Below are 25,046 nucleotides of genomic sequence, written 5' to 3'. Positions count from 1 at the left end.
AGTTTATATTAATTCAAAAAAGTAAGACCAATTATCATTCCTTCCTCTGGACAATGATATTCCTTATCATAATCCCAAACCAAAATTGTGTAAAAACCTACCTATTGATCAATTTTAACATGTAATCATTTGGAAATGCCACATTTTAAGTGACACAAGTTTTAGTATCCAGGTCATGTCCAATAATGGCTTTTTAACCTGAAGGGGAAAAAATTTCCATATTTGTAACATTTTATTCCCAACTGGTTCAGAATTCAAAAGGATTCTAGGCTACCAATGATAGATATAATTTGATTTTTGAACATTAATACTAATTAATCCAACAACCTCTCAAACTTCTCGATTCTACAAAGACACCCCTCTCTTCCAAGGAATAAAATCATCTTGTCCCAAAAGTACTGCTTTGGATTGGACTTCTCCGGATGCAACATGGATGATGAAATCCAGGATTTCTTCTCCCATTTGTTGGATGGTTTTTTCACCTGTGATGACACCGCCTGTATCTATATCGATGATATCAGGCATTCTTATGGCCAAAGTGGTATTGGAGGATATTTTGATCACAGGTGCTATAGGATTGCCTGTTGGGGTGCCAAGTCCTGTGGTGAATAGGATAATATTTGCTCCTGAACCTGCCATGGCGGTGGTGCTTTCCACATCGTTACCCGGAGTACAAAGTAGGTTTAATCCATTATTTGAAACATATTCGGAATAATCCAAAACATCTACCACAGGAGAGGTGCCGCCTTTTTTGGCAGCTCCTGAGGATTTCATGGCATCGGTAATCAGACCATCTTTGATGTTTCCGGGTGAAGGATTCATATCAAACCCGGATCCTACTGCTTCCGCTGAGGCAGCATAAGCTCGCATCAATCCACTGAATTTTTCGGCTATCACCTCATTTGTACATCGGTTGATCAATTCCTGTTCAACCCCACATAATTCAGGAAATTCCGAAAGGATGGTTTTACCACCCAATGCCACTAGTAAATCCGAAGCATGACCAACAGCTGGGTTGGCAGAAATTCCTGAAAAACCATCTGAACCACCACATTCCAACCCAATGGTCAATTTGCTCAATGGGGCAGGTTCTCTTTGAAGCTGATCTGCATCTGCCATGGCCAAAAAAGTTTTTTTGATTGCCTGGGATAGGAAATGTTGTTCTGTACCCTCTTTTTGTTGTTCCAACAGGATGATCGGTTTTTTAAAGTCCGGATTAATTTTATTCAGTTTTTCCTTCAAAATAGCAGGCTGGGCATTTTGACAACCAAGACTCAATATTGTAGCACCTGCAACATTGGGATTATTGATATATCCGGCAAACAAGGCACAAAGTGCCTCGGAGTCCTGACGGATTCCACCACAACCACCATTATGGGTTAAAAATTTGATACCATCTATGTTTTTGAAGATTTTACTCTTTCCCTTTATGGTGTTTTCTTCAAAGCTTAGATTTTCGATTTCAGATTTTTTCCCTGATTTGTACAATTCCGTCATTTGCTGCACTAAGGATTTATAGGCATTCGGTTTGCTGAATCCCAGTACTTCAACAAAGGCATCCTTAATGACATCTACATTTCTGTTTTCACAAAAAACCAAAGGAATGACCAACCAGTAATTTGCGGTCCCCACTTGCCCGTCGGGTCGGTGAAAACCTCTGAACATTTTGTTTTTGTATTTGGAAATATCAGGAGCTTCCCATTGATAATCTTCCGTTTTGCTACTAAAAGTATTGGCTTCGTGGGCCATATTCCCGGTTGTCAGAACACCACCTTTAGGAATCAAAGATTTTGCACGCCCCACTATAGATCCATACATATAAATTTTCGCACCAATTTCAAGATCTTGCATTGAAAACTTGTGTTTTGCAGCGATGTCATTTTTAAGAGTGATTGAATTATTATCAAAATCAATATTTTCTCCGGCTTTTAAATCAGTTAAAGCCACCAAGACATTATCTTTTGGGTGAATTTGCAAAATTTTATAGTTCATTGGATTTTTTATAAATTGCGCAATCGATTGCATAATTTATGTAAAAGAAAAATAAAAAAGAAACTAAATGTGATTATTTTCATAAATGTTTTTAAACTGTGACCATGAATAAAAAAATCGTAACGCTTGGAGACGTCATGATGCGCCTGAGTACGCTTGGAAATGAACGCTTTCTTCAGGCCAATTCCTACCAAATCGTATTTGGTGGTGCGGAAGCCAATGTGGCCGTTTCACTGGCACAATTCGGTTTGAACGCCGCCCATGTCACTGCATTTCCTTCCAATGATATAGGTAAAGCGGCCACTGCTTATTTGAGGCAAACAGGAGTTGAGACCTCCTTTATATATTTTCAGGAAGGAAGGATGGGACTGTATTTTCTTGAAAATGGATCCATGCAAAGGGCATCAAAGATCATCTATGATAGGTTTGATTCTGTATTCGCCAATTTTTCTGGGGATGAGATTGATTGGGATAAGGTATTTGATGGAGCGGATTGGTTCCACTGGACAGGTATTACTCCTGCACTTTCTCAAAAAGCAGCAGATCTTTGTTTGAAAGCATTAAAAAAAGCAAATGAAAAAGGAATAATGGTAAGTGGAGACATCAATTACCGTAGAAACTTGTGGCAATATGGGAAAGGACCTTTGGATATTATGCCGGAATTGATCCGATATACCCATGTTATTGTTGCGGGTTTGTCCGATTTTGAAAACTGCATGGATATTCAGGCCAATGATTTCCTGGAGGCTTGCCATCTGGCTAAAAAAGATTTTCCTCAAATAAAATATATTTCAAAGACCAAAAGAGAATCCCTATCAGCCAATCATAATACCTTGAAAGGCTCACTTTGGAATGGTACTGAGGTATTGAAATCAAGTATGTACGACATGCCTCAGATTGTAGATAGGGTTGGAGGGGGAGATGCCTATATTGCAGGATTGATATATGGACTGCTTCATTATCCGGATCAGTTGGCTTTGGAATTTGCCACCGCGGCTTCTGTCCTGAAACATAGCATTCCCGGAGACGCAAATTTGGTAAGCGTTGAAGAAGTGGATACTTTAGTTAAAGGAGAAAATGTCGGAAAATTGCTGAGGTAAGTTTTCAAATGTGGGACGTGAGGTATTAGAAACAAGAATCAAGATGCGGGAGAGAACCAAGTTTAAAGAAAAAAATGATGAAAAACCCTGAAAGGATTAAACCATATAGAGGCCTTCATGGAATTCGGGGAAATGGAAAAATTGAGGTTGTTTCATCTACCCTGATAGTATAAGGATTTTCCAACCATATCATTCGACAATTCACCAACATACATTAAGCCTAATAAACCTACAAATATGTCATTAACACAGGATGAGATTTTATTGAAAATGTCTGAAACAGGAATGATCCCTGTTTTTAACCATAAAGATATTGACATCGCCAAAATGGTTTTGGATACTTCCTACAAGGCAGGTGTAAGGGTATTTGAATTTACCAATAGGGAATCAAATGCGCTGGAAGTTTTCAAAAATTTAAAGATTTACGCTGAGAAATATGATGACCTACTATTGGGCATAGGGACGATTTTTACCCGGGAAGAAGCCCGGAGGTTTTCTTTTGCAGAAGCTGATTTTTTTGTATCTCCGGCATTTGTTCCTGAAGTTGCCAATTATTGCAATATGAAAGGTAAATTCTGGATTCCAGGTTGTGCGACTTTGACTGAAGTGTATAACGCAAAAACAATGGGAGCAACTTTGGTTAAAGCCTTTCCCGGCAATCAATTGGGCCCCGGATTTATCAAAGCAGTTCTTTCAGTACTTCCTGAAATCAAAATGATGCCTACAGGCGGAGTTGAACCCAATAAGGAAAACCTTTCAATTTGGTTTAAGGCGGGTGTACATTGTGTGGGTATGGGTTCTCAGTTGTTTGACAAAAAAGCCATTGAACAAGGAGATTTCAGCAGCCTTGAGAAAAACATCAAATCAGCATTGAACATCATTCAAGAATTGAAATAAATGATTAAATCCAGATTCAGCATAATCCTATTTCTGATCCTAGCGCTAAATGCCTGCGATGGCCCTAGGGGGGTAAGATTAATCAAATTGGGCCATGGACTAGGGGTCACTCATCCGGTTCACGAAGCCATGGTCTTTATGGCCAAGAGGGTAGAGGAGAAGTCTGATGGCAAGGTCCAAATCCGTATTTATCCCAACCAACAATTGGGAACAGAAAGGGAATTGGTTGAATTGCTTCAGATTGGTAGTTTAGGCATGACGAAGGTATCTTCCGCTACTCTGGAAAGTTTTGCTCCTAAAATTCAGGTACTTTCCATGCCTTACCTCTTTAGAGATGACGCGCATAGAGATAAGGTGTTGAAAGGTGAAATCGGGAAACAATTGCTTTCAGAAAGCGAAGAATTCTGGCTGAAAGGTTTGGTTTATTATGATGCTGGAAAAAGAAGCTTTTATACCAAAACCAAACCAGTGGAAAGTCCCGAAGATCTGAAAGGATTGAAGGTCAGAACACTGGAAAGTAATATGGCGATCAATATGATCAAAAGCTTTGGCAGTTCACCCACTCCTGTTTCCTATGGAGAATTGTATACAGCACTTCAGCAAGGCATTGTGGATGGAGCGGAAAACAATCCGCCAAGTTTGTATACTTCAAGACATTATGAGGTTTGTAAGTTTTATTCCATCAATGAACACACTGCAGTACCTGATGTAGTCATAGTAAGCACAAAAGTCTGGAACACCTTGGACGATGAAGAGAAACAATGGATTCAGGAAGCTGCCGACGAATCTTCCGTATTTCAATATAAATTATGGGCAGCCTCAGTAGAAGAATCCCTAAGAGAAATGGAAAAGGCGGGAGTGACCATTACCTATCCCGACCCGACCCCATTCAGAGAAGCAGTTGAATCACTCTATGAATCATTCAAAATTTCAGAGCCTGAGATGTATGAAATGGTGGAGAGGATCAGGAGGGTGGAGTAGGAGAAGTACCATGTACAAAGTACCATGACCAAGGATACCTTTGATATATCTCTATAAACTGAAGGGAACGTGAGTGGACACTTACATTGGCGAAGAAAGGTTTGATTTGCAAGTGCTGTAGGTACGACCGAAATACTAGCCCTGCAATTTATTGCAGGGTAATATAAAGGTTCATGTGATCAAAAATACCGTAGGTATGAACGATAATTAAATTGGAAGAAAAGGTGTAAAGGAGAAAAAAAACGAACCATAGACTGGATGGGAGTTTCCACTCACACCGGCATAGTAAAATTCAGGAAAAATGATGTACCTGATAACTTGCCAACCTCTAGAAAAAACATGCCTTTCTCCTGTGGCGGAATAATTAAAACCATTACAACAAATCACAAATTAACCCAAAAAAATGACCAACTTAACTTTCAAATCCCGGCTTGATAAAATTGTGGCGGGGGCCTTGATTATATTGATGGCATTAATGGTCATCAACGTTACCTGGCAGGTAATGTCACGGTATATTTTTCAAAATCCGAGTTCTTTTACGGATGAATTATCCAGATATATGCTGATATGGTTGGGAATGTTAGGGGCTGCATATGTGGCAGGACAGGATCAACACTTGGCGATTGATATTTTGCCCAGAAAGCTGAATGGTATTCCAAAAATGAGACTGATGATCTTAATCAATTTATTGGTGTTGTTTTTTGCATTATCAGTGATGGTACTAGGAGGAAGTAATTTGGTGTATATCACATTTATTTTACAACAAAAATCCGCTACACTTCAGGTACCGCTAGCCTTTGTATATACCATAATTCCTATCAGTGGATTATTGGTAATCTATTATCAGATTTTTAGTATAAAAGACCAATTGAAAACCCAAAAAGCCTGATCAATATGGAATATATCAGTATTTTAATTTTAGTTTTATCTTTCATTGTCCTTATGGGAATTGGTGTTCCCGTAGCCTGGAGTTTAGGTATTTCCAGCTTTTTGACGTTGATGGTATCTGTTGCAGTCATTCCATCAGGCACCACAATTGCTCAAAGAATGGGAACAGGTTTGGATAGTTTTGCTTTATTGGCCATTCCATTTTTTGTTCTTGCTGGTGAAATCATGAACAAAGGTGGTATCGCCAATAGGTTAATTGAACTGGCCAAGGCATTTACAGGAAGACTTCCAGGAGGTTTGTTATATGTCAATGTTATCGCAGCCATGTTGTTTGGCGCAATAGCAGGTTCGGCGGCAGCGGCAGTTTCAGCAATAGGTGGAATCTTAGGAAAAAGAATGGATGAGGAAGGATATCCAAAAGGCTTGGGGGCTGCGGTCAATATTACTTCTTCAACAACCGGATTAATTATTCCGCCATCCAATATTCTGATTGTATATTCATTGGCATCAGGAGGGGTATCCATTGCAGCTTTGTTTATTGCGGGGTATTTACCTGGAATTTTCATTGGTTTGATATTGATGGTAACGGCAGCCATATTTATCAAAAAACACAACCTTCCTGCTGGTGAGCGAACCACATTAAAAGAATTGACCAACAAATTTTTCCGTGCTTTTCCATCTTTGATGCTTTTATTTATCGTGATCGGAGGGATTGTTGGTGGGGTATTTACAGCCACAGAAGCATCTGCCATTGCAGTGATTTATACTTTGGGTTTATCATTTTACTATGGAGAACTTAAATGGAAAGAAATTCCCTCGATACTCCTGAAATCTTCAGAAACGACTGCTATTGTGATGTTGTTGATTGCTACATCCATGAGTATGTCTTGGGTGATGTCCAGCGAGGATATTCCCCAATCCATCAGTGCTTCCCTGCTATCAGTTTCTGACAATATTTTTGTCATTCTGATTTTGATCAATCTCATCTTATTGTTTGTTGGAATTTTTATGGACATGACTCCTGCAGTATTGATTTTTACTCCTATCTTCCTGCCGATTGTGATGGAGTTGGGTGTTGATCCTGTTCATTTTGGAATCATTATGATATTAAATCTTTGTATAGGTCTTTGTACACCGCCCGTGGGTTCCGTACTGTTTTTGGGGGTTCAGGTAGCTGGTATTAGCATCGAAAAAGCCGTCAAACCTTTGATACCCTTTTTTATTGCGATGATTTTGGGATTGATCGTAGTGACTCTTTGGCCGGGATTAACTTTATGGTTGCCCAGGTTATTTGGATTGTGATTTATGGATAAAAAGGCATAAATCTTTCTTCCTACTCCCAATTAGAATGTTTCGTTCACATTCAGATAAAACCCCGAATTTCCTTTTTGTCCCCAACCATAATCTGCGGTAATGGTGGTACGGTACTGTTTATTGATCATAACCCTTAATCCAAGCCCATAACCAGGATTAATGGTATCCAAAAGTTTCTCGTTTACAGTTCTGCTACTAAAACTTGCAGCATTTACAAAGACAGTTCCCCCAAAGGTTTCTTTTTGCTTTTGAAGCGGGAAACGGTATTCAGCTTCGGAATATACCATGCTTTCCCCTCTAAATCTTCCCTGTGCATAGGCCCGACCACCTCTTCCAAACATGTCCCACCCCAGGGAGGGAAGGTTCATATAGGGTAAATTACCGGATACCAAGAAATTACCATATCCCCAAAAGGCGATGAGATGTCTTTTCCTTCTTTCACTCACGTTAACATAATGTCTGTAATCCATTAAAATTGTACTTGAGGATTGGTCAGATCCCAAAAATGTGGGGTTGATTTTATAGGAAAGTAAAGCAAAGTTTTTCTCGTATGGAGAGACAGCAACGTCCCGGTTTTCCAAAATGGCATTTAAGGTAATACCCGAAAGAATATAACGCTCTGTATCAAATCCAAGTGACCTATTGTAGTGGTCATGGGCAAACTCCAGACTTGTGGGACTTTTCTCATCAAGGAAGCTTTCAATTTTTGAATGTAAGTCAAAATGATAACCCATACCTAGATAGAAATTTGAAGAGCCTACTCTTTTTAGGACTGTTTCATAAAATCTTATCAAACTGAAATCCATTTGTTGCGCTCCCTGATAAACTCCCGGCAGGTTTGGATCTTCTCCCAATTCATTTGGTGCACCACTTCCAAGGCCAAATGTCGGTTGTGAGGTGATAAAATACCTCCAATCACCTACCAATATCCATGAGTTCTGATCTAAAAAGATATTACTTCTGGAACTAAAAATCCATTGTTTTTTGGTGGTATAGAGAAAATTTCCCACCAAATTGGACAATTTGGTGTCTATTGGATTTCCCATATACCAAGTAGCAGAAGGGGCCAACCCAAACATCCAACCATTAGCAGGATTAGAACCCACTGCGGGAAGAGGGACCCACTTGAAATTATTGATTTTGTTGGGGGAAAATTTTAAAGTGTCCTGTGCTTGTGATTCATTCAAGAATGTTGAAGCAGCAATTATGAAAAACAACAATCCAAATTTCATCTGCTCTGGGGTTTTTTGGGTTGACTAAAATCAGGCATTATGAATCAGGAATGATTACAAAACAACCTTTTATCACCCGGCGCTGAAATTGAAATCAAGATAATTAATTGGTGTCATAATTTTCCAATATTTTTTCTGTTATTTTTTTATCATTGGAAACAATTTTCTGATGTCCTGTTCAGATGGTCTTGAACCATATTCACATATTTCAAAAAGCTCTACCTGTTGGACTTTTGCTGCATTTTCTTTCCCATACCACTTTTCCAATATCTGTAAAGAACTTGGACTGACAGCACTCAGTCTTTTATGTTTCAACCATTCTTTTCGGGCTATTTTATCTTCAGGAACTTCATCGGCATATCCTCCTATCCAAGGTAGCCATTCGTAGAATTGTGATTCGTGAGCATCAAGGGCATGGATTTTTTTATCCATAACTGATGTGATGTCTATGGCTATATCTGCATGAAATGGATTAGGTTTCTGAAAATTATCCTGAAAATAAAGAAAAACGGGATTTTTTGCTAGCGGAGGAGTATCTGCTGCAATATTGGGAACGCCGACCATGTAGGCGGCATCTTGTACCAAAATCGCAGTGTACCTGTGGTCAGGATGGTAGTCATTGGTTCTATGCGAGATCACCACATCTGCCTTCCATTCCCTGATCTTTCTGATGATGTCAAATCTAATGGGTAGTGTGGCCAACAATTCGCCATCGTGGTTGTCCAATACCTCATAGGTTATCCCCAATCTTTTGGCTACCTCTTGCGTTTCCGCCATTCTTCTTTTGGCCAACATGCCCCCTCCTTGTTCCATATGCCCTGCATCTCCATTGGTCACCGAGATAAATTTCACTTGATGCCCCATTTCCACAAAAAGAGCGGCCGTTCCACCTCCTTTTATATCACAGTCATCGGGGTGGGCACCAATCATGATGATTTGAAGTGGTTTATCTTGAGCAAAGGAAATTGTCGCGGTGAACAAGAAAAGAAATAAGAAGAATGATTTCATAAACAGGTTGTTGGGTTCAATTCGGAAGATAGGCAATAGATCAAATATTTTCAATTGAAAATCAATCTCCCAAACCCGTTCTTTTACACAATTGAAGTTAGTAACCAAAATCGTTTGAGATTATCCTGCATGATTCTATTTAAAAGATTTTTTATAGATTGGATGCATTTCCCTTTAAAAATAAAGACCAAAAGACAGTGTTTTCACCTGTCCTTTGGTCTTCTTTTAATTGTGGCAGCAAACAAGTTGCTCTAGTAGTTATCCTGCTTAAGCCCGACTTCCTGATATAACTTTGAAGAGAATGGCTATAATTGCCAATACGAGTAAAATGTGTATCAAACCACCCACACTGTAAACCAAAGCTCCAAATATCCATCCGATAATCAAGATCACCGCGACCAAATACAATAAATTTCCCATTTTTTTTATGTTTAAAGTTTAAATAATATTTTAAAAAGAAAATCCAAACTTGATGCCTAAAACTGGAAATGTACATTAGAGCTATTTAAGCAGGTATTTTTAAAAAAAATGTTTTTTTTTGGTTTTAATGGGTAATTCCTGCCTCACTTTGGGTATATCGATTCTATTTTGGATAAAATTATAAACAAATTTTGATCATCTTCCTAAAAAGTGTCATGATGTTATAGTGTTTACTTCACACACCTGAATCCAACATTTGAAGTCCCGCTGTCATAAGCATGACCTTGTCGGGCTGAAGGTCGATAATTGATACAATAATCATCAGCGCAAAGAAAAGAACCTCCTTTGATGACTTTTTCCAAGGCAAAAGGGTTTTGGGGATTATAGCATTTATTGATCGCACTGTCTAGGGGAGGGGCATTACCGGCTATTCTGTTAAATTGAATCGCATCATACCAATCGGAAGTCAGTTCCCATACATTGCCAATCATGTCATACAGGCCGAAATCATTTGAAGGAAAACTTTTCACAGGTGAAGTTCCCTGAAATCCATCTTCTGTCCTGTTTTCATGGGGAAATACCCCCTGAAACGTATTGGCCATAAATGTGCCATTGGGTCTTAATTCAGTCCCCCATGCATACCTTTGGTGTTCTCTGCCGGCTTTGGCTGCATATTCCCATTCCACTTCTGTCGGCAATCTTTTTCCGGCCCATTGCGCGTAGGCTTCTGCATCCTCGAAAGCAATATGAACTACAGGATGATTTTCTTTACCCTTCAGGTTGCTTTCAGGCCCCTCGGGATGTTTCCAATTGGCCCCTGTAACCCATTTCCACCATTGGCTGATGTCATTCTCCCTAGTGGACACAGGGTGAGAAGGTGGTGAAAAAACCAAAGAACCGGGCTGTAAATCTTCATCAGAAGGCTTTGGCGTTCCCGGTGGTAATTGTAGCTTCATTTCTTCCCAATCAACAAGGCGTTCTGCTAATGTTATGTATCCGGTCTCCTCCACGAATTTCGCAAACTGAGTGTTGGTTACTTCTGTTTCATCCATCCAAAATCCATTGACCTCTCTCTTTACAGCAGGTCTTTCTACAGTGTAAGCATCATTTTCATTTGTACCCATATAAAAACTTCCTCCTTCAATCCATATCATTCCATCTATACTTTGAGTTTGGAATTGGAAATTTGGTTCGCTATTAGACGCTGTTTTAGTTTGGCATTTTGCGAAAATTAAAATTGAAATAAACAATGAGGATATGTAGAAAACGGATGATTTCATAGGTAATTTATATTTCACCAATAAAAGGTAAACTTTCTAACAAAACCACTGAGATGGTGCTGTGGATATAATCATCCAATTGCAAAAATTTTGCAGCATCCGTTGCATTGGTGGCTTTTTTAAACCTCTTGTAATATTTGCTATGAAGCTTAACTCTTGAGGCATCCACTTTCAACCTTCTTTTGGCTAGTTCATCCAGCATGACTTCATCCAAAGTCTCATAGTTTTCGAGATAATCATTGATAATTTTCAATCTTTCTCTTGCTATTGACCTTCTCTCTTCTTCGTATTGCTGATAAATACTCCAAAAAGCTTGTGATCTGGAATCAGGCAAATCCATATACTGTCGGACCAGGGCCTGTTTTTCCATGCCAAAAGCACTTTGTATCAAAGTGATCTCATCATCCACGCTTGGGGATTGAGCCATACTGATTAAAGGTAAAGACAAGAAGAAAGTAAAAATGATAATTTTTGATTTCATGGTTTTTTGTTTTTTAATTAATTTAAAGATCCAAGTAAAAAAAATCTTTTCTTAGAAACAATTTGGCGCTCTAGGATAGCCTTGTTAATTTGACAATTTTAGTCCATAATTGGCATAATTCAGAGATTTGTATGATTCCGCTCTTTCCTTCCCATTTGGAATGAGGTTAAAAAAAACTCATCAAATGAATGTTTTTTTTAGTTATAAAATATTTCCGCACGTTTTCAGTGAAAATTGGCTAAAATTTTTCTTTTCAAGAAATCATTTATCCAATTTTTATTCATTTTTATGATGTGGTAATTTACAAATAATATTTAAAGATTAAGTATCGCTATTCCTCTTTTATCAACGCTGATCAACATGACAAAAAAAATTTCAATTTTATACTTAATTTTATCTCTTGTTCTCATTTATCCAGTCCGATCCCAAGAAGCAGCAACGATAGATAACAAAGCTGTGGTATTACTTGACCGAATGTCTGATTTAATTGGTCAGTTAAGTTCCTGTAGCTTTAAGTTAAACGCATCAGTTGATAAGTTGGTACCTCAATTTGGCCCGGTAAAGGAATATTTAAATCATCAAGTTCATTTTGTAGGTCCTGACAAAATGCATATTCAAACTAAGGGGCCAAATAACCATGCTTACTGGTATAATGGGGATATCTTGATGTATTATTCCCTGACTTATAATCATTATGGATTTATAGATACCCATGAAAATATCATTGAAACCATAGATATGGTCAATGCTGATTATGGGATAGATTTTCCCGGAGCTGATTTCTTTTACCCCACTTTTACGGATGACCTTTTAGAGAACAGTGAAACGGTATCTTACCTAGGTTTAGTAACCATTGACGGAGTGGAATGTCATCATATTGTAGCTGTTGGACCGGAGCAAAATGTGCAGCTATGGCTGAGTAATGATACTTTTACCTTACCCCTTCGTTTTGTTTTCCTTGATAAATCGGAAGAACATTCCCTCCAATATGAAGGAGTTTTTTCTGATTGGGTGATCAATCCCAATTTACCTGATGCGCTTTTTGATTTTGTGGTTCCGGAAAGTGCCAAAAGATTAAGTATAGTACCTAAAACAAAGTCAAATTAAAAGCAATGAGAAAATCACAGACTTATATTCATATTTTATTCACCTGGCTTCTGCTCATAATATTGACATTTAATCCCGAATCGGTTTTTTCTCAAAGGATGAATCATGGTGGAGGCGGGGCCAGAGGGGGAGGCATGGCAGCCCCATCTAGAGGAGGTATGCCATCACAATCAAGAAGTGCTGCCCCTCAGAGAAGTGGGACATCTCAAGGTGGCATGAGCTCTCCTCAACGCGGTGGAGCCGCCTCCCCGTCAAGGGGAGGGGCATCTAGGCCTAGTGCAGCCCCGGCAAGACCTCAAAATGCTCCTTCAAGGAATTCAATCAACGGCGGAGCTCAACGTTCCTCTGATCGTATGACTGGATCCGGCGCTTCCAATCAAAACAGATCCATCAACGATACAAGACAAAGCCGGGATATGAACAATCCAAATGCGGGTAGGGCAGGAGCTTCAACCAGGGACCAGGCTGGTTCAGCTTCAGTGAATAGAGGGAGTTCGAATAGAAGAGGGGATGGAAATACCGGAAGTGCTTCCAATCAAAGACCTTCCTCAAGACCCGATGGGGGTAGAAATCCTGGTGTGGGTAACGGTAACCGACCCGGTGGAGGTGGTTCCGCAGGCAATAGGCCCGGTGGAAACAGGCCCGGAGGTAATAATATCAACATCGGTAACAATAACAATATCAATATCAACGCAGGTAGAAATACCATGGTAAGAGTGAATGTGATGTCTCCCATGATGATGAGACCTCCCATGATGTGGGGGGGATTTATGGTTTGGTCAGCAAATCCCTTTGTTTGGTTTGCTTTCAGACCCTTCTTTTGGGGGCCTATGTGGCATCCTTGGGGATTCCCCATGGCTACATTGCCTCCCACCGCGCAAGTAGTGAACGTAACCAATGTTACCAATGAGACCAATGTAACCAACATTACCAATGTCACCAATGTAGTCAATGAATTCTTTTATGATAGTGGTGTATTCTATCAAAAGGATGACGAGGGGTTTGTGGTGGTTCCGGGTCCTGTAGGTGTAGAGGTAAGCTCCATTCCCGATAATTATGAAAAAGTAACTTTGGAAGATGGGACCATCAATTATTTCTGGGGTGGAACCTACTATGAAAAATCGGGTAAAGGTTACATAGTTGTTCCTCCAACAGCAGGTGCATTGGTCGAAAATCTACCTGATGGGGGTGAAGAGGTAAAAATGGGTGATGTGATTCTTTTGAGATATGGAGAGACTTATTACCAACCTGTTCAGGTCAATGGCAGAAATATGTACGAAGTAGTATACATTGAGGAGCAAGAAGATTGATTTTCATATTAATTTCAATAGAAAAAATCGGGGAATTCCCGATTTTTTTTTATCCTGTTTCTGAAAATTAGTATGAGAGTTCAACTAGTATTGAGAGGGTATTTTCCCCTTAATAATCAATTTATCTATTAAAATTCAGGCCTCTACTGAATGATTTTCTTAAAAAGATTTGCTGAATCATTAGGATTAAGGGTGGAATTACAGCCCAAATTTTCAAAGTGATTTATTAATTCCTAATCCCAACATCCAAGAATTAAATACTTCAAGGCGTAAGTCATATTGCAGCGTAGCGATAAACTCCCATTTCTTGGGTAGTTCCCAGCCTCTTTCGATACCTAACCTGATGATTGATAAATTTTCTTCTTTGGCAAACTCATACCCCGCCCCTGCAATGAAAGACCATTTTTCATGAGGATTGTAAGACCCAACTATTGCTGAGGTTATCGGTCTTTCTCTCACAAATTCTTCCTTTCCTGCAAAATCAATCACTGTATAACTCTCGGTAAAAAAGTCCGAATGTAAACCAATGGCCCATTTTTCATTTAACAGATAATTGTAATCAAAACCCCAAGAAGGGACGACGAGCATCTTTTTTTCTCCATTCGAAAACCCCGAGGGAACATGGGTATGTCCCAGAATTAAAGCAACTTTGTGTCGTAGTATTTTACTTTCTTCTATTTCAATATCCTGGTCCAAATTGACTTCCTGTGCAAGAGAAAACTTTGTTATTCCAAAAAAGAGAATAAGAATTAATATTTTTTGAAAAAAGGTTGATTTCACCTTATTTTTCTGAAACCAGATCAATAAAAATGATTTCGGAAAGTACCCGTTTAAATCATACCAATTCATCCATATCCTTTCCATACTTCCTGATGATCGTCATGATTTTGCTTATTGGCATATCCAATGGCTTTAATTTTGATTGATGAATTAACTTAAGCTCACCGGCTTTAGCGTCCGGGGGTTCAGGGAAGAAAACCATACTCAATCCATCAGTTCTTTTGTTTACTTCAATCCCAATTTTCCAATCTCCATCTTCGCCCATTAATACTGCATTCCAGTGTTTTTCTTCCACTCCAATAGCTTCGTTGGCACGGGATTTCATCATGGTATATCCGGGAATGATTAAGGAAAACCCTTCATCAAGTACTTTTAAAAATAGCTTTATCCTTTTTCTTTCAGCCAAAAATCCAAAAACATAACAAATCAACAGGATAGTAAATAAGCTTATCAAAGTAAGAACCCCAATACCAAAAATCCTTTCATCCGGTAAGATCTCCTTGATTGGCGAAATTATTTGCTGAACAATATGGATTGCTTTTTCAAAGACGAAAATCAAAAGAATGATAGGTATCATAAATAAAAGGACACCTTTTAGTACACGGTTTATCAGCACTTTTTTCCAATCCATCATTAAACTTGAGAAAATAGAAGACCCATATTTGTATTGTTTCAGAAAAACTATTTTCCACCTTGGACTCTCAAAATTATTTTTAATGTTGGATCAGTAGAAAGAAAAAATAAGGGTTCTTGCCAAGAGCTACTGAATTTTGGCAAACTATTTAAAAAATAGGCTATATTCGTTATGTGGAGTTTCAGATTTGATTTGACTTTGTATGGAAATCACCCTAATGAATCTTTTTTTCCTTTTTTCGATGTTTATTGGGTCTTTGGTTGGGCTGATTTTGATTTATTTTGGATTTAAAAAAAATCGACACAACATCTTGCTGGGTATTAATTTTTTATTACTTACCTACATGTCATTAATTATTTGGCTGCTAACTTCTCAATATCACCTCCATTTTCCATTTTTTTACAGGACAGGTAATATAGCAGGATTTATCTTTATGCCTTTGATGTATTTTTATATTCGGATGGTCTTGACAGGTAGGGGACTAAAGTGGAAAGACATGGTTCACCTGCTACCCGCACTGGTGTTTATAGTTGATTTTTGGCCTGTATATATGCTTGATAACTCTGAAAAAATCATGCTTATTCAATCAGAAATTTCCAATCCCTCTCTATTTGCAAGTTTCAGTCGAAGCCGTTTTTTTCCTGCTGATTTCTATACGCCTTTTAGGTCTTTGGTTCTGGCTTTTTATTGGGTGCTTTCGGCCATCTTAGTATGGATCAACGCCAGAAAACAGGAAGTTTTTGGTTTTGCCAAAGAGTGGTTTATTTGGATCAAGATATTCTTGGGTTTAGAACTTTTGGTTTTCTTCCCCTTCTTATTACTGTTTTGGGCTGTTAATCCGATCATGAATTTCTTTTTGGTTCATTTTACCATTGTTATTCTAACATTTGTAACCGGTTTTTCTTTGGTCTTTTTTCCAAAAATTCTTTATGGCCTGGATCAGGACTTATTTGAGGAACATGTGATAAAAATCAAACCGGAAAGGGTTGAAAATCTATCGGAACAAAAGGCAAAAGATATTAAAGAAAAACTGGATCAAGTTCTGGATAAGGATAAAAAATTTCTTCAACTCGGATATACCATTCATGCTTTAGCTGCTGATATTGATATTCCCGTGTATTTGTTGACACTATACATCAACCATCATCTCAATACCAATTTTTCTGATTTGATCAACCAAAAGAGAATTGAGGAATCCTGTAATCTGATTAAGTCCGGGAAGTTTGGGCATCTTTCTTTAATAGGCCTTGCGGAAAAATCCGGGTTCAGCAATCGGAATTCTTTTACCCTTGCCTTCCAAAAATTCAAAAATGTTTCTCCCTCAGTTTATATCAGATCTTTAAAGGCAAAAGCTTAAATAAATCTCGCCAATTTTGTTCAAAGATTGGCATGTAGTAGTATCCAAACTGAGAATAATTTTAGTCCCATAAGTACATTTATAAGTTATTTGAAATTTAATAATTTATAAAAAAATTATGGACATGAAACCTGTTTATAAAACCCTAATGATTCCAATTTTTTTGGTGATAGTAGCCAGCCAGATCAGTTGTTCCAATCAGAATCCCGAATCTTCAGGGGATGATTTGGCGGTAAGTGACCACTTTGACTCGAAGGGAAAGGCTCCTTCAGAATACACCAAGAAAATCCTCGACGAAGCGAGGAACTCTCTTCCATTTTCCGATACACGTGATTTTGAGGAGAACAAAAAGGGTTTCATCGCAGCGATGACAGAGCGTCAGATCATGTCCGCTCAGGGACATGTCGCTTGGGACATGGATGCTTACAACTTTATCGATGAAAAGGAGCAGTTCAGCAGTATTCATCCCTCCCTGTACCGCATGGCTAAACTCAATCAGAACTATGGGCTTTACGAGGTCACTCCGGGCATCTATCAGGTGAGGGGCATCGATCTGTCGCAGATAACCTTCATCCGTGGAAAAAAAGGATGGATTGCCTATGACGTTTTGGTCAGCTCAGAGACAGCAAGGGCTGCTTGGAAGCTGTTTCAGGAGCATGTTGGTGGGGGCTTGCCGATCTCAACGGTCATCTATTCCCACAACCACGGCGACCACTGGGGAGGCGTGCGGGGATTGATCTCTGATGAGGACGTGCGATCCGGAAAGGTTCAGGTGATCGCGCCCGATGGTTTCATGCACCACCTGGTTTCTGAGCTTGTATTTGCCGGAAACGTGATGAACCGGCGACTTTTCTACCAATACGGCTTGCTATTACCGCGAAACCCGTATGGCTTCGTAAGCCAAGGCCTCGGCCATGGCGTGTCTCTCGGTTCCGTTGGTCTTATTGCTCCCACCAAACTGATCACGAAGCCCATCGAGGAAGTGATGGTAGACGGCGTTCGCATGATTTTCCAATTGACTCCGGACACAGAAGCACCCGCAGAGATGAATACCTACATGCCAGACTTGAAAGTTCTGTGGATGGCGGAAAACGTGCAGAATGGAATGCACAATATCTACACGCTACGCGGTGCACCGGTACGCGATGCCCTAAGGTGGTCGAAATACATTAATGAGTCGCTATATCTTTTCGGAGACAAGGCCGAAGTAATGTTTTCCTCTCATCACTGGCCTCGCTGGGGCAATGAACGCATCCGGGAAGTATTGCGCGACACCCGTGATGCTTATGCGCACCTGAATAATCAGGTGCTCCATCATGCCAATCAGGGTGTGACCATCAATCAGATCCACAACATTTACGCACCACCGCAAAGTCTTCAAAAAACGGCATGGCATACCCGTGACTATCATGGCTCCGCCGAAAACAACGCCCGTGGGGTTATACAGCGTTTTCTGGGTTATTGGGATAGTAATCCTACCAACCTGATCCCGCTTTCGCCTGAAGAATCCGCTCCCTTGTATGTTGAAATGATGGGAGGTTCCAAGAAAATATTGGACAAGGGCGAGCAACTGATCGCCGATGGCAAATACAAGCATGCCACCGAGATACTGAACCGGCTAGTCCAGGCTGAGCCGGACAATCAGGAAGGAAAAGATCTTTTGGCTGATGCCTTTGAGCAGATCGGCTATCAACAGGAGAATCCAGGTCTTCGCAACAGCTTCCTTGCTGCTGCCTATGAATTAAGGAATGACATTCCGGCATCTGCGATTCCAAGCTCCAGTAGCCCTGATGTTATCCGCGTCATGACCACAGGTCAGTTTCTCGACTTCCTCGCGATCCGGATGGACGGCCGAAAAACCCAAGGCATGAAGTATGGTATCAATCTTATCACTCCTGACAATGGCGAGAAGTTCGCCGTTGAATTAAGTAACGAAACCCTGACCAACATTCAAGGTTATTTGTTACCGAATCCGGACCTTACGATTACCATCAATCGAAAAGACCTAGAGAAGGCAATGATGGGAGTTCAGACTTTGGCGGATATGATCAAGGACGGAACAGCAAAGACCAAAGGAGATCCTTCGATCCTTGCCAAAATTGGTTCGGCAATGGTCAACTTCGATCCACGGTTTCCGATTATGCCAGGTACCCGTATTCGTGGATCTCAGGATTTACCTGCTACAGATGCTTATTCAGCTGAAGGTTTAAGACGAAATACACCGGAATAGAAATGCATTAACATGCAAGATTATGCAAAGGTTATAAAGCACATGCGAACACGATCCTTGATAAAATATGGAATCAAAGCCATTGCCAAAAAACACTTTGGCAATGGCTTGAAGCCAAGTGTTTTAGGTTATTTCCCATGAATGTCCAGATAAGTATTTTAAAATGGATTTACCATTATTGGAGAAGGATCAATATCACTTTACTATTTAAAAAAGTACTTGCCATGATTTGCTAAATGCAGGCAAGTAGAGAGAAAACTTGGTACCCACTTTTATTACATTCGATCAGTTAAATTTAGTTTATCCAAAAAAATTATGAAAAAGACATATACTGTTATTTGGATTTTGGCCTTCTTATTTTTTACCCCCTTGAGCTTATTGGCTCAAGGTGAAATGGATTCCGGGGAAGAAAGCGGCAATAAAGAGAAAAAAGAAAAGAAAGTAGACATCAATATTCTTCCTGTAGTAGCCACAAATCCTACTGTCGGGGTTTTATTTGGAGTATTGCCGGGCGTCAATTGGAATATGGGAACACCGGAAGATACCAGAAACTCCACCGCATTGATAGGTATTTATTATACTACACTCAATCAGCTTTTTACTTCCGTTCGTGCAAATGCATTTACCAAAGAGGATAAATTCAATCTGTTGACTGATATCCGTTTTAACCTCAATGCGCAACCCACTTATGGCCTTGGATCAGTTTTGGATAAGAGCACCTTGGTGGGTGGAAAGGATACCCCTTCAGACAATCCCTATCCGCCATTTCAGGAACAGGAAATGATGTATTTTAATAATTTCAGGTTGTATCAAACCGTACAAATGAGGCACAAGAAAACCAATCTTTTCTATGGCATAGGCTATCACTTGGATATCTTTTGGGCAATAGATGATAAACAGCTTGACCTTGATGCTGATCCCCAGAGAATTACCCATCATTACAGATACCAGGACTTAAAAGGAATGAGTACTGAAAAATACTCTCAGTCAGGCCTTTCGGCGAATGCCACGTTTGATAGCAGGGACAATGTAGTAAACCCCTATGTCGGACAATTGGCAGCCATATCATTAAGGGCTTTTCCGGAGTTCTTGGGAAGTACCACCAATGCTTCCCAATTGTGGATGGAATACCGAACCTATGTCAACCTGGATAAGAACCGTGCTCGTAATGTATTGGCTTTTTGGACTTATGGTTGGTTTGTTACCAGTGGCACTTCCCCGTACCTTGCTTTACCTGCGATTGGCTGGGATATGTTTGCCAGGTCAGGTAGGCCATTTACACAAGGTAGAATAAGGGGTGAAGATCTTGTGTATGCAGAAACTGAATGGCGGTTTCCATTGCAACAGGAAAAGGATAAATGGGGAGGCGTACTATTCGTGAATACCTCTACCGCTAGCAGCAGAACTGAAGACATTAATCAAGCAGGTAATTTTGTATTTGGTTATGGCGGAGGTTTGAGATTTATGATCAATGAGAAGAAAAGGGTAAATTTAGGTCTCGATTATGCTTTTGGTGCGAATGGTGCGCAAGGATTATTCGTGAATCTAAATGAATACTTTTAACAATTCGTAGACTTTAGAAATTGAGATAATAATTAGATTGATTAAGGGGGAAAAGGTGAAAAACAGACCAAGGTCAAGGTACATTGCATTTTGTTGGATTTCTTTGTCAAAGCAGATCAACAATCATGCAGCAGCTATGAAATTCCAAATCTTGAGCATTACCATTATGAAATCAAACTGGAGGCTGTTTTTCCCTTTTTTTGTTTTGTTGATGGCCAATTTGGAGATCCAGGCCCAATCCGATCGTCCCCAATGGTGGTACACTTATAACCATACGGGCAGGTTTTCCGACAGGTGGGGTTATGCTTTTGACCTCAATCACCGCAGCAATGGGGTAGTGCCCTTCAATTCTACTTTGTCTGCAGCTCGAGTTGGCATGACCTACCATACCCATACCGGTTTCAGATTTACCGCAGGCTATGCTTGGTTTGGTACTTATGTTTCAGAAAAGTACAGGATATGGCTGCATGAAAACAGGATTTACGAGCAGGCCTAGTATACGCATTGTAGTTCCAAACATAATTTTGTACACAGGATTCGCATAGAACATCGATGGCGGGAGCAGTTTACGGACATCAATTCGGAAGCAACCACCGTTTTTCTTACCAACCGGTACCGTTACCTGTTTCAAATGGACGGACCCATTCGAAGGAGTCAGGAAAGGACAACCATATTAAGGTGGCAGGCAGCCAATGAGTTTTTTATCCACAACAAGGAGAATGTGGGCTATATGCTTTTTGACCAAAACAGGACTTTGGCAGGAGTGATGATCTCTCCTAAAGGAAACCTTAGCCTTGCGGTTCTTTACCAATTTATTTTGCTTCAACAGCCTTTGCTGCGTGAGCTTCAGACCATCCATTCATTCAGGATTACCCTTTTTCATCAATTGGATTTAAGAAGGGTTAAAAAGGATGATGTCTATGAAGTTCCTGTGGTTGATTGAGCCTAAAATTGGATCCGCGGATGGGTTTCAGATTATAGATTTCGCTTATTTTTAAGACTTTTTTCAATTACCGACTATATATTGATTAGCTTTTCCTAGTTTCAGGTAATAAGACTAAATTTAGATTCATATAGTAATAAGTTACTGATCTGATTTTTCCAAAAACCCAATGGAAATCAATTTTGATTTTATCTCCTTAGTTCATTTGGCGGCGATACTATTAGGCATTGTGTCCTCAGCCGTCATACTTTATTTTGGGTTCAAAGCCCATCCCGCCAATCAACCTTTGGGCCTTGGGCAGTTGAGCATTTCCTTGGGTCTTTTTGTCAGTTTTTCCCTGGTTTCCCAATTAATTGTCTATTGGCCTTTTTTGTATAGAACCGTACAGATTTTCGCCCTGATTTTTATTCCAATGCCCTATTTATATACGGTATTCTATATAAGGAAACGGCGGTGGAGGTGGTACGACTTGTTGCATGCGCTTCCTTTATTGATTTACCTGGTTGATTATTGGGATGTTTTGTCCATGTCTTCGGCACAAAAACTACTCCTCATCCAACAGGAAATCAATGACCTCGATACCATGGCCAAATTTAACCAGGGCAAATTTATCGGTCCGGGTTTTCACCATGTATTCCGTACGGTCTTGTTTAGTGCCTATTGGGTAGCACAAGTAATCCTTTTTGTAAAATGGGTCCGAAGTCAATCCTCAATAACTTTACAAAACAAGGTTTGGCGTAACTGGATGTTGGTGTTTCTGGGGTGTCAATTTTTCTTATGGTTCCCTTTTTACCTTTCTCTTTTTTGGTTGGATAAATCGACTACTTACTACATCACCAACTCTTTTTCTGTGGGATGGGTGATGCTTTCAAGTCTTTCCCTTTTCTTTTTTCCTTCTTTGCTCTATGGGAAGTCTTATGAAGGAGGTAATAGGATAAAAAATTTCACCAAAGCCCTTAAGAAAACCCAAATTTCTGAAATAGATGAAAAGAAATTAGAGGACATAATTCAGGAAATGGAGAGGAAGATGGAGGTGGAAAAATTGTTTTTGAATGCCAAATACAGTATCCATGATTTTTCCAATGACATCAATCTTCCTGCTTATCAGATTTCCAAAAGTCTGAACGCTTTCAAGGGTTTGAGTTTTATAGATTTTATCAACCAAAAGCGTGTACTTTTTTGCGTTAAGAAATTCAAAGAAGGGAAATGGTCAAATTACACAGTTGAAGCTATTGCAGCTGAATGCGGATTTAATAACCGTAATTCTTTTACCAATGCTTTTAAAAAATTCCTTGGATCCTCCCCAACTGAATACCGGGAAAACCTAAAAAATTAACATCAATTTTTTTAAGAGAAAATGGGTCAGTCCTGTAAATAAGTTTGTGGTTTTTCGTGGCAGATTGGTTTTATGTAGCCTACTCATTTTTCTATCACCAAATGATTAGTTTTCGCCATTCTTGATGGAATTCATGCCAATACATTTAGCCTTCCGCAATGCATTGAAGTATTTTTGAGTTGAGGCAATTATTAAATACCCAATAACACAATTGCTTTGTGTTGAATTCGCATAAAAATTACAACCGATACGTCTTCAACCAATTTTAAAAAAGCAATAAATAGTTTTTGTGTTCTTATCGGCTATTTAACTACCATAATTTTCTTTCAAAAACCTAAACAACAATTTCTATGAAAGCATCCAAATTCTTTTTTGGAATTATTATTTCACTCATTCCTTTTTTGGTAAAAGCCCAAGAATTGAAGGTTGAAAAAAAGGGGACTTTTATGGGCACCCCCTATGAACTTATAGAATTTCCCAATGGAGCATGGGCAAACAAAACCCTGCAGACCGACTATAAAATGTTCAAAGTCCCATTGTCGTCCAATTTCATAAAAAAGGAAGTGGTAAAAATTGCGGATGGCATCTATACCATCAATGGTTTGTTTGCATCGTATATACCTGTTATTGAAACCAAGAATGGGGTGATCCTCTATGATAGTGGTACTAGCCCGGAAATAGGAAGGGAGATCCTGAAAATGCTGGAAACAGTAACCAATAAGCCTGTGATTGCGGTGATCTACAGCCACTCGCACTACATTTATGGAAGTACTGCCATCAAAGAAAAATACCCAAATGCCTTATTCATTGCCAACTCAAGGCTTGCATCTAACTTAGCCTCCGGCCAAGCGGCTGGCAGCGTGTTTCCTGAGATCGGCCCCCTCTTGAATGGCGGCTTAATGCAGCAGTTTCATATGCTGCTGCCACGGGAAGGCAAGGATGCACCTTTTGGTGGGTTCATCTCTTTTCCTGACATCAGCGGATTTGTGGTGCCTACCGTGGAGGTCGAAGATGGACAAAAGCTCAATATTGATGGCGTTGATTTTCAATTTTTCACCGGGTTCAATGTTGACACGGACGACCAGTTATTGGTATGGATGCCGAGCAAGAAGCTGGTATTGAATAATGCATTCTGGGGTTTTATGCCCAATATGTATTCTTTGCGTGGTTCCAACTTCAGGGACCCGGAAATCATAACCCAGGCATTGTTTAAGATCAGGGATCTGGGTACGGAAATAATGCTGAGTACGCATGGTGTGCCCACTGTGGGTAAGCAGGAGGTGAAGGAAACCGTTGAGACCTATGCCGATTTTTACAATTTTGTGAAGGATCAGACCTTGAAAGCTATGTTGTTGGGAAGGAGTCCGCAGGATTTGGGCAAGTTTTTAAAATTACCGGAGCATTTTCGCAATGCGGAATATTTGTGTGAAACCTACGGTGCATTGGAAACATTTGCCGAACCCATATATCATCATGCCCGTGGATGGTTTGATAACGATGCTGCCAACATTTTTAAACTTACACGTGAAGATGAGGCAAAAAACCTGATCAAAGCAATGGGAGGCCCTGAAAGTGTATTAAAACTGAGCGACGAGGCCATCAAAGACGGTGACCAAATATGGGCTCTAAAATTAATCAACTACCTGTATGTGACAGATCCTAGCAACCAGACTTACCGCACCCAAAAAGCACAATTGCTTTACCAAATGGGCATGGTGCTCGAATCGCAAAATGCGCGCAGTTGGTGCATTACGCAGGCCTATGCGCTTACCAACAAATTGGCTTTGCCACGGTTGGTTTTGCCGGATATGATTGTGAATAATATGACCCCAACGATGCTACTTACCCAATACAAAATAAGAATAGACCCAGAAAAAGCAGGTAATACAAACTACTTATTGGCTTTTGCGGTTGGCGATGCCAAAAAAGTTGGACTTCATTGCCGTTATGGTGTGGTTGAATTTATTGATGATGTAGATAAATATATTCAAACTCCCGATGCAATCCTTACCATTACCCAATCTTCTTTGGTAGATCTATTTATGAATAGGAAAGCAGTGGGTCAAATTCTGGCAGAACAAGGCAACTCAGTAAATGGAGACAAGCAAGAAGTTGAAAAATTCTTATCAAATTTCGATGAGATCTTTAGTCCTCAAGTGAATCAGGCGATACCTGTCATTCAAGAATAGCCTT

At 39.7% G+C, this 25,046-nt stretch carries 20 protein-coding genes and 1 pseudogene; 13 read left to right on the top strand and 8 right to left on the bottom strand.

What is annotated here, in order from left to right; translation table 11 throughout:
* Positions 1 to 345 precede the first annotated feature (345 nt).
* Entirely contained in the window at positions 346 to 1,992 is a 1,647-nt protein-coding gene (locus HMJ38_RS21760) for a UxaA family hydrolase (RefSeq protein WP_194976558.1), read from the bottom strand.
* A 104-nt stretch (positions 1,993 to 2,096) separates the two neighbouring features.
* Here HMJ38_RS21760 and HMJ38_RS21755 point away from each other — a divergent pair, with 104 nt between their 5' ends.
* From HMJ38_RS21755 to HMJ38_RS21735, 5 genes are all read left to right on the top strand, one after another.
* Positions 2,097 to 3,092, top strand: a complete 996-nt coding sequence (locus HMJ38_RS21755) for a sugar kinase (protein WP_194976557.1) — start codon at positions 2,097 to 2,099, stop codon at positions 3,090 to 3,092.
* A 237-nt stretch (positions 3,093 to 3,329) separates the two neighbouring features.
* On the top strand, positions 3,330 to 3,989 hold the full coding sequence (locus HMJ38_RS21750; protein WP_194976556.1) for a beta/alpha barrel domain-containing protein: 660 nt from the start codon (positions 3,330 to 3,332) through the stop codon (positions 3,987 to 3,989).
* On the top strand, positions 3,990 to 4,970 hold the full coding sequence (locus tag HMJ38_RS21745; protein ID WP_194976555.1) for a TRAP transporter substrate-binding protein: 981 nt from the start codon (positions 3,990 to 3,992) through the stop codon (positions 4,968 to 4,970). It begins immediately after the preceding gene.
* A gap of 403 nt (positions 4,971 to 5,373) precedes the next feature.
* The gene (locus HMJ38_RS21740) at positions 5,374 to 5,859 is read left to right on the top strand and encodes a TRAP transporter small permease (RefSeq protein ID WP_194976554.1); all 486 of its coding nucleotides are present in this window, start codon (positions 5,374 to 5,376) and stop codon (positions 5,857 to 5,859) included.
* A 5-nt stretch (positions 5,860 to 5,864) separates the two neighbouring features.
* The gene (locus HMJ38_RS21735; RefSeq protein ID WP_194976553.1) at positions 5,865 to 7,160 is read left to right on the top strand and encodes a TRAP transporter large permease; all 1,296 of its coding nucleotides are present in this window, start codon (positions 5,865 to 5,867) and stop codon (positions 7,158 to 7,160) included.
* Positions 7,161 to 7,201: 41 nt separating this feature from the next.
* On the opposite strand, the gene HMJ38_RS21730 is transcribed toward HMJ38_RS21735, so the two are convergent.
* From HMJ38_RS21730 to HMJ38_RS21710, 5 genes are all read right to left on the bottom strand, one after another.
* Positions 7,202 to 8,404, bottom strand: coding sequence for a BamA/TamA family outer membrane protein (locus HMJ38_RS21730; protein WP_194976552.1), 1,203 nt, complete (start codon positions 8,402 to 8,404; stop codon positions 7,202 to 7,204).
* A 138-nt stretch (positions 8,405 to 8,542) separates the two neighbouring features.
* Positions 8,543 to 9,412: a PIG-L deacetylase family protein gene (locus tag HMJ38_RS21725; RefSeq protein ID WP_194976551.1), complete on the bottom strand. Its 870-nt coding sequence runs from the start codon at positions 9,410 to 9,412 to the stop codon at positions 8,543 to 8,545.
* 267 nt (positions 9,413 to 9,679) lie between these two features.
* Complete coding sequence (locus HMJ38_RS21720; protein WP_194976550.1) at positions 9,680 to 9,832, bottom strand: lmo0937 family membrane protein; 153 nt, start codon at positions 9,830 to 9,832, stop codon at positions 9,680 to 9,682.
* Between the two features lie 230 nt (positions 9,833 to 10,062).
* Positions 10,063 to 10,986, bottom strand: coding sequence for a formylglycine-generating enzyme family protein (locus tag HMJ38_RS21715; protein ID WP_317174582.1), 924 nt, complete (start codon positions 10,984 to 10,986; stop codon positions 10,063 to 10,065).
* A 133-nt stretch (positions 10,987 to 11,119) separates the two neighbouring features.
* On the bottom strand, positions 11,120 to 11,593 hold the full coding sequence (locus HMJ38_RS21710) for a hypothetical protein (protein WP_194976548.1): 474 nt from the start codon (positions 11,591 to 11,593) through the stop codon (positions 11,120 to 11,122).
* A 360-nt stretch (positions 11,594 to 11,953) separates the two neighbouring features.
* Between HMJ38_RS21710 and HMJ38_RS21705 the strand changes: the two genes are divergently transcribed.
* Entirely contained in the window at positions 11,954 to 12,700 is a 747-nt protein-coding gene (locus HMJ38_RS21705) for a DUF2092 domain-containing protein (RefSeq protein WP_194976547.1), read from the top strand.
* Positions 12,701 to 12,705: 5 nt separating this feature from the next.
* Positions 12,706 to 14,010 (top strand): DUF6515 family protein, encoded by a 1,305-nt coding sequence (locus HMJ38_RS21700; RefSeq protein WP_194976546.1) that lies wholly within the window; start codon positions 12,706 to 12,708, stop codon positions 14,008 to 14,010.
* A gap of 213 nt (positions 14,011 to 14,223) precedes the next feature.
* Here the strand turns inward: HMJ38_RS21700 and HMJ38_RS21695 are convergent, their stop codons facing one another.
* Both HMJ38_RS21695 and HMJ38_RS21690 read right to left on the bottom strand, forming a co-directional pair.
* Positions 14,224 to 14,790: a hypothetical protein gene (locus HMJ38_RS21695; protein WP_194976545.1), complete on the bottom strand. Its 567-nt coding sequence runs from the start codon at positions 14,788 to 14,790 to the stop codon at positions 14,224 to 14,226.
* 55 nt (positions 14,791 to 14,845) lie between these two features.
* Positions 14,846 to 15,424: a hypothetical protein gene (locus HMJ38_RS21690; protein ID WP_228780202.1), complete on the bottom strand. Its 579-nt coding sequence runs from the start codon at positions 15,422 to 15,424 to the stop codon at positions 14,846 to 14,848.
* A 343-nt stretch (positions 15,425 to 15,767) separates the two neighbouring features.
* Here HMJ38_RS21690 and HMJ38_RS21685 point away from each other — a divergent pair, with 343 nt between their 5' ends.
* The 6 genes and pseudogenes from HMJ38_RS21685 to HMJ38_RS21660 all read left to right on the top strand — a co-directional run bounded on the left by HMJ38_RS21685 (position 15,768) and on the right by HMJ38_RS21660 (position 25,042).
* Complete coding sequence (locus HMJ38_RS21685) at positions 15,768 to 16,781, top strand: helix-turn-helix domain-containing protein (protein WP_194976543.1); 1,014 nt, start codon at positions 15,768 to 15,770, stop codon at positions 16,779 to 16,781.
* Between the two features lie 124 nt (positions 16,782 to 16,905).
* A complete protein-coding gene (locus HMJ38_RS21680) occupies positions 16,906 to 19,011 on the top strand; it encodes an alkyl/aryl-sulfatase (RefSeq protein ID WP_194976542.1) in 2,106 nt (701 codons plus the stop codon).
* Positions 19,012 to 19,326: 315 nt separating this feature from the next.
* The gene (locus tag HMJ38_RS21675) at positions 19,327 to 20,574 is read left to right on the top strand and encodes a BamA/TamA family outer membrane protein (protein WP_194976541.1); all 1,248 of its coding nucleotides are present in this window, start codon (positions 19,327 to 19,329) and stop codon (positions 20,572 to 20,574) included.
* A gap of 136 nt (positions 20,575 to 20,710) precedes the next feature.
* Positions 20,711 to 21,517, top strand: a pseudogene (locus HMJ38_RS21670) (DUF2490 domain-containing protein).
* A gap of 169 nt (positions 21,518 to 21,686) precedes the next feature.
* Positions 21,687 to 22,853 carry a helix-turn-helix domain-containing protein gene (locus HMJ38_RS21665; protein WP_194976540.1) on the top strand — a complete coding sequence of 389 codons (1,167 nt, stop codon included), beginning with the start codon at positions 21,687 to 21,689 and terminating at the stop codon, positions 22,851 to 22,853.
* 350 nt (positions 22,854 to 23,203) lie between these two features.
* Positions 23,204 to 25,042, top strand: a complete 1,839-nt coding sequence (locus HMJ38_RS21660) for an alkyl sulfatase dimerization domain-containing protein (RefSeq protein WP_194976539.1) — start codon at positions 23,204 to 23,206, stop codon at positions 25,040 to 25,042.
* Positions 25,043 to 25,046 lie beyond the last annotated feature (4 nt).

Origin of the sequence: Aquiflexum lacus, from assembly GCF_015476655.1 — a bacterium.
GTDB classification, from domain to species: Bacteria; Bacteroidota; Bacteroidia; order Cytophagales; family Cyclobacteriaceae; genus Aquiflexum; species Aquiflexum lacus.
Note: the sequence above shows the minus strand (reverse complement) of the source record. Positions and strands in the feature narration are given on the sequence as shown.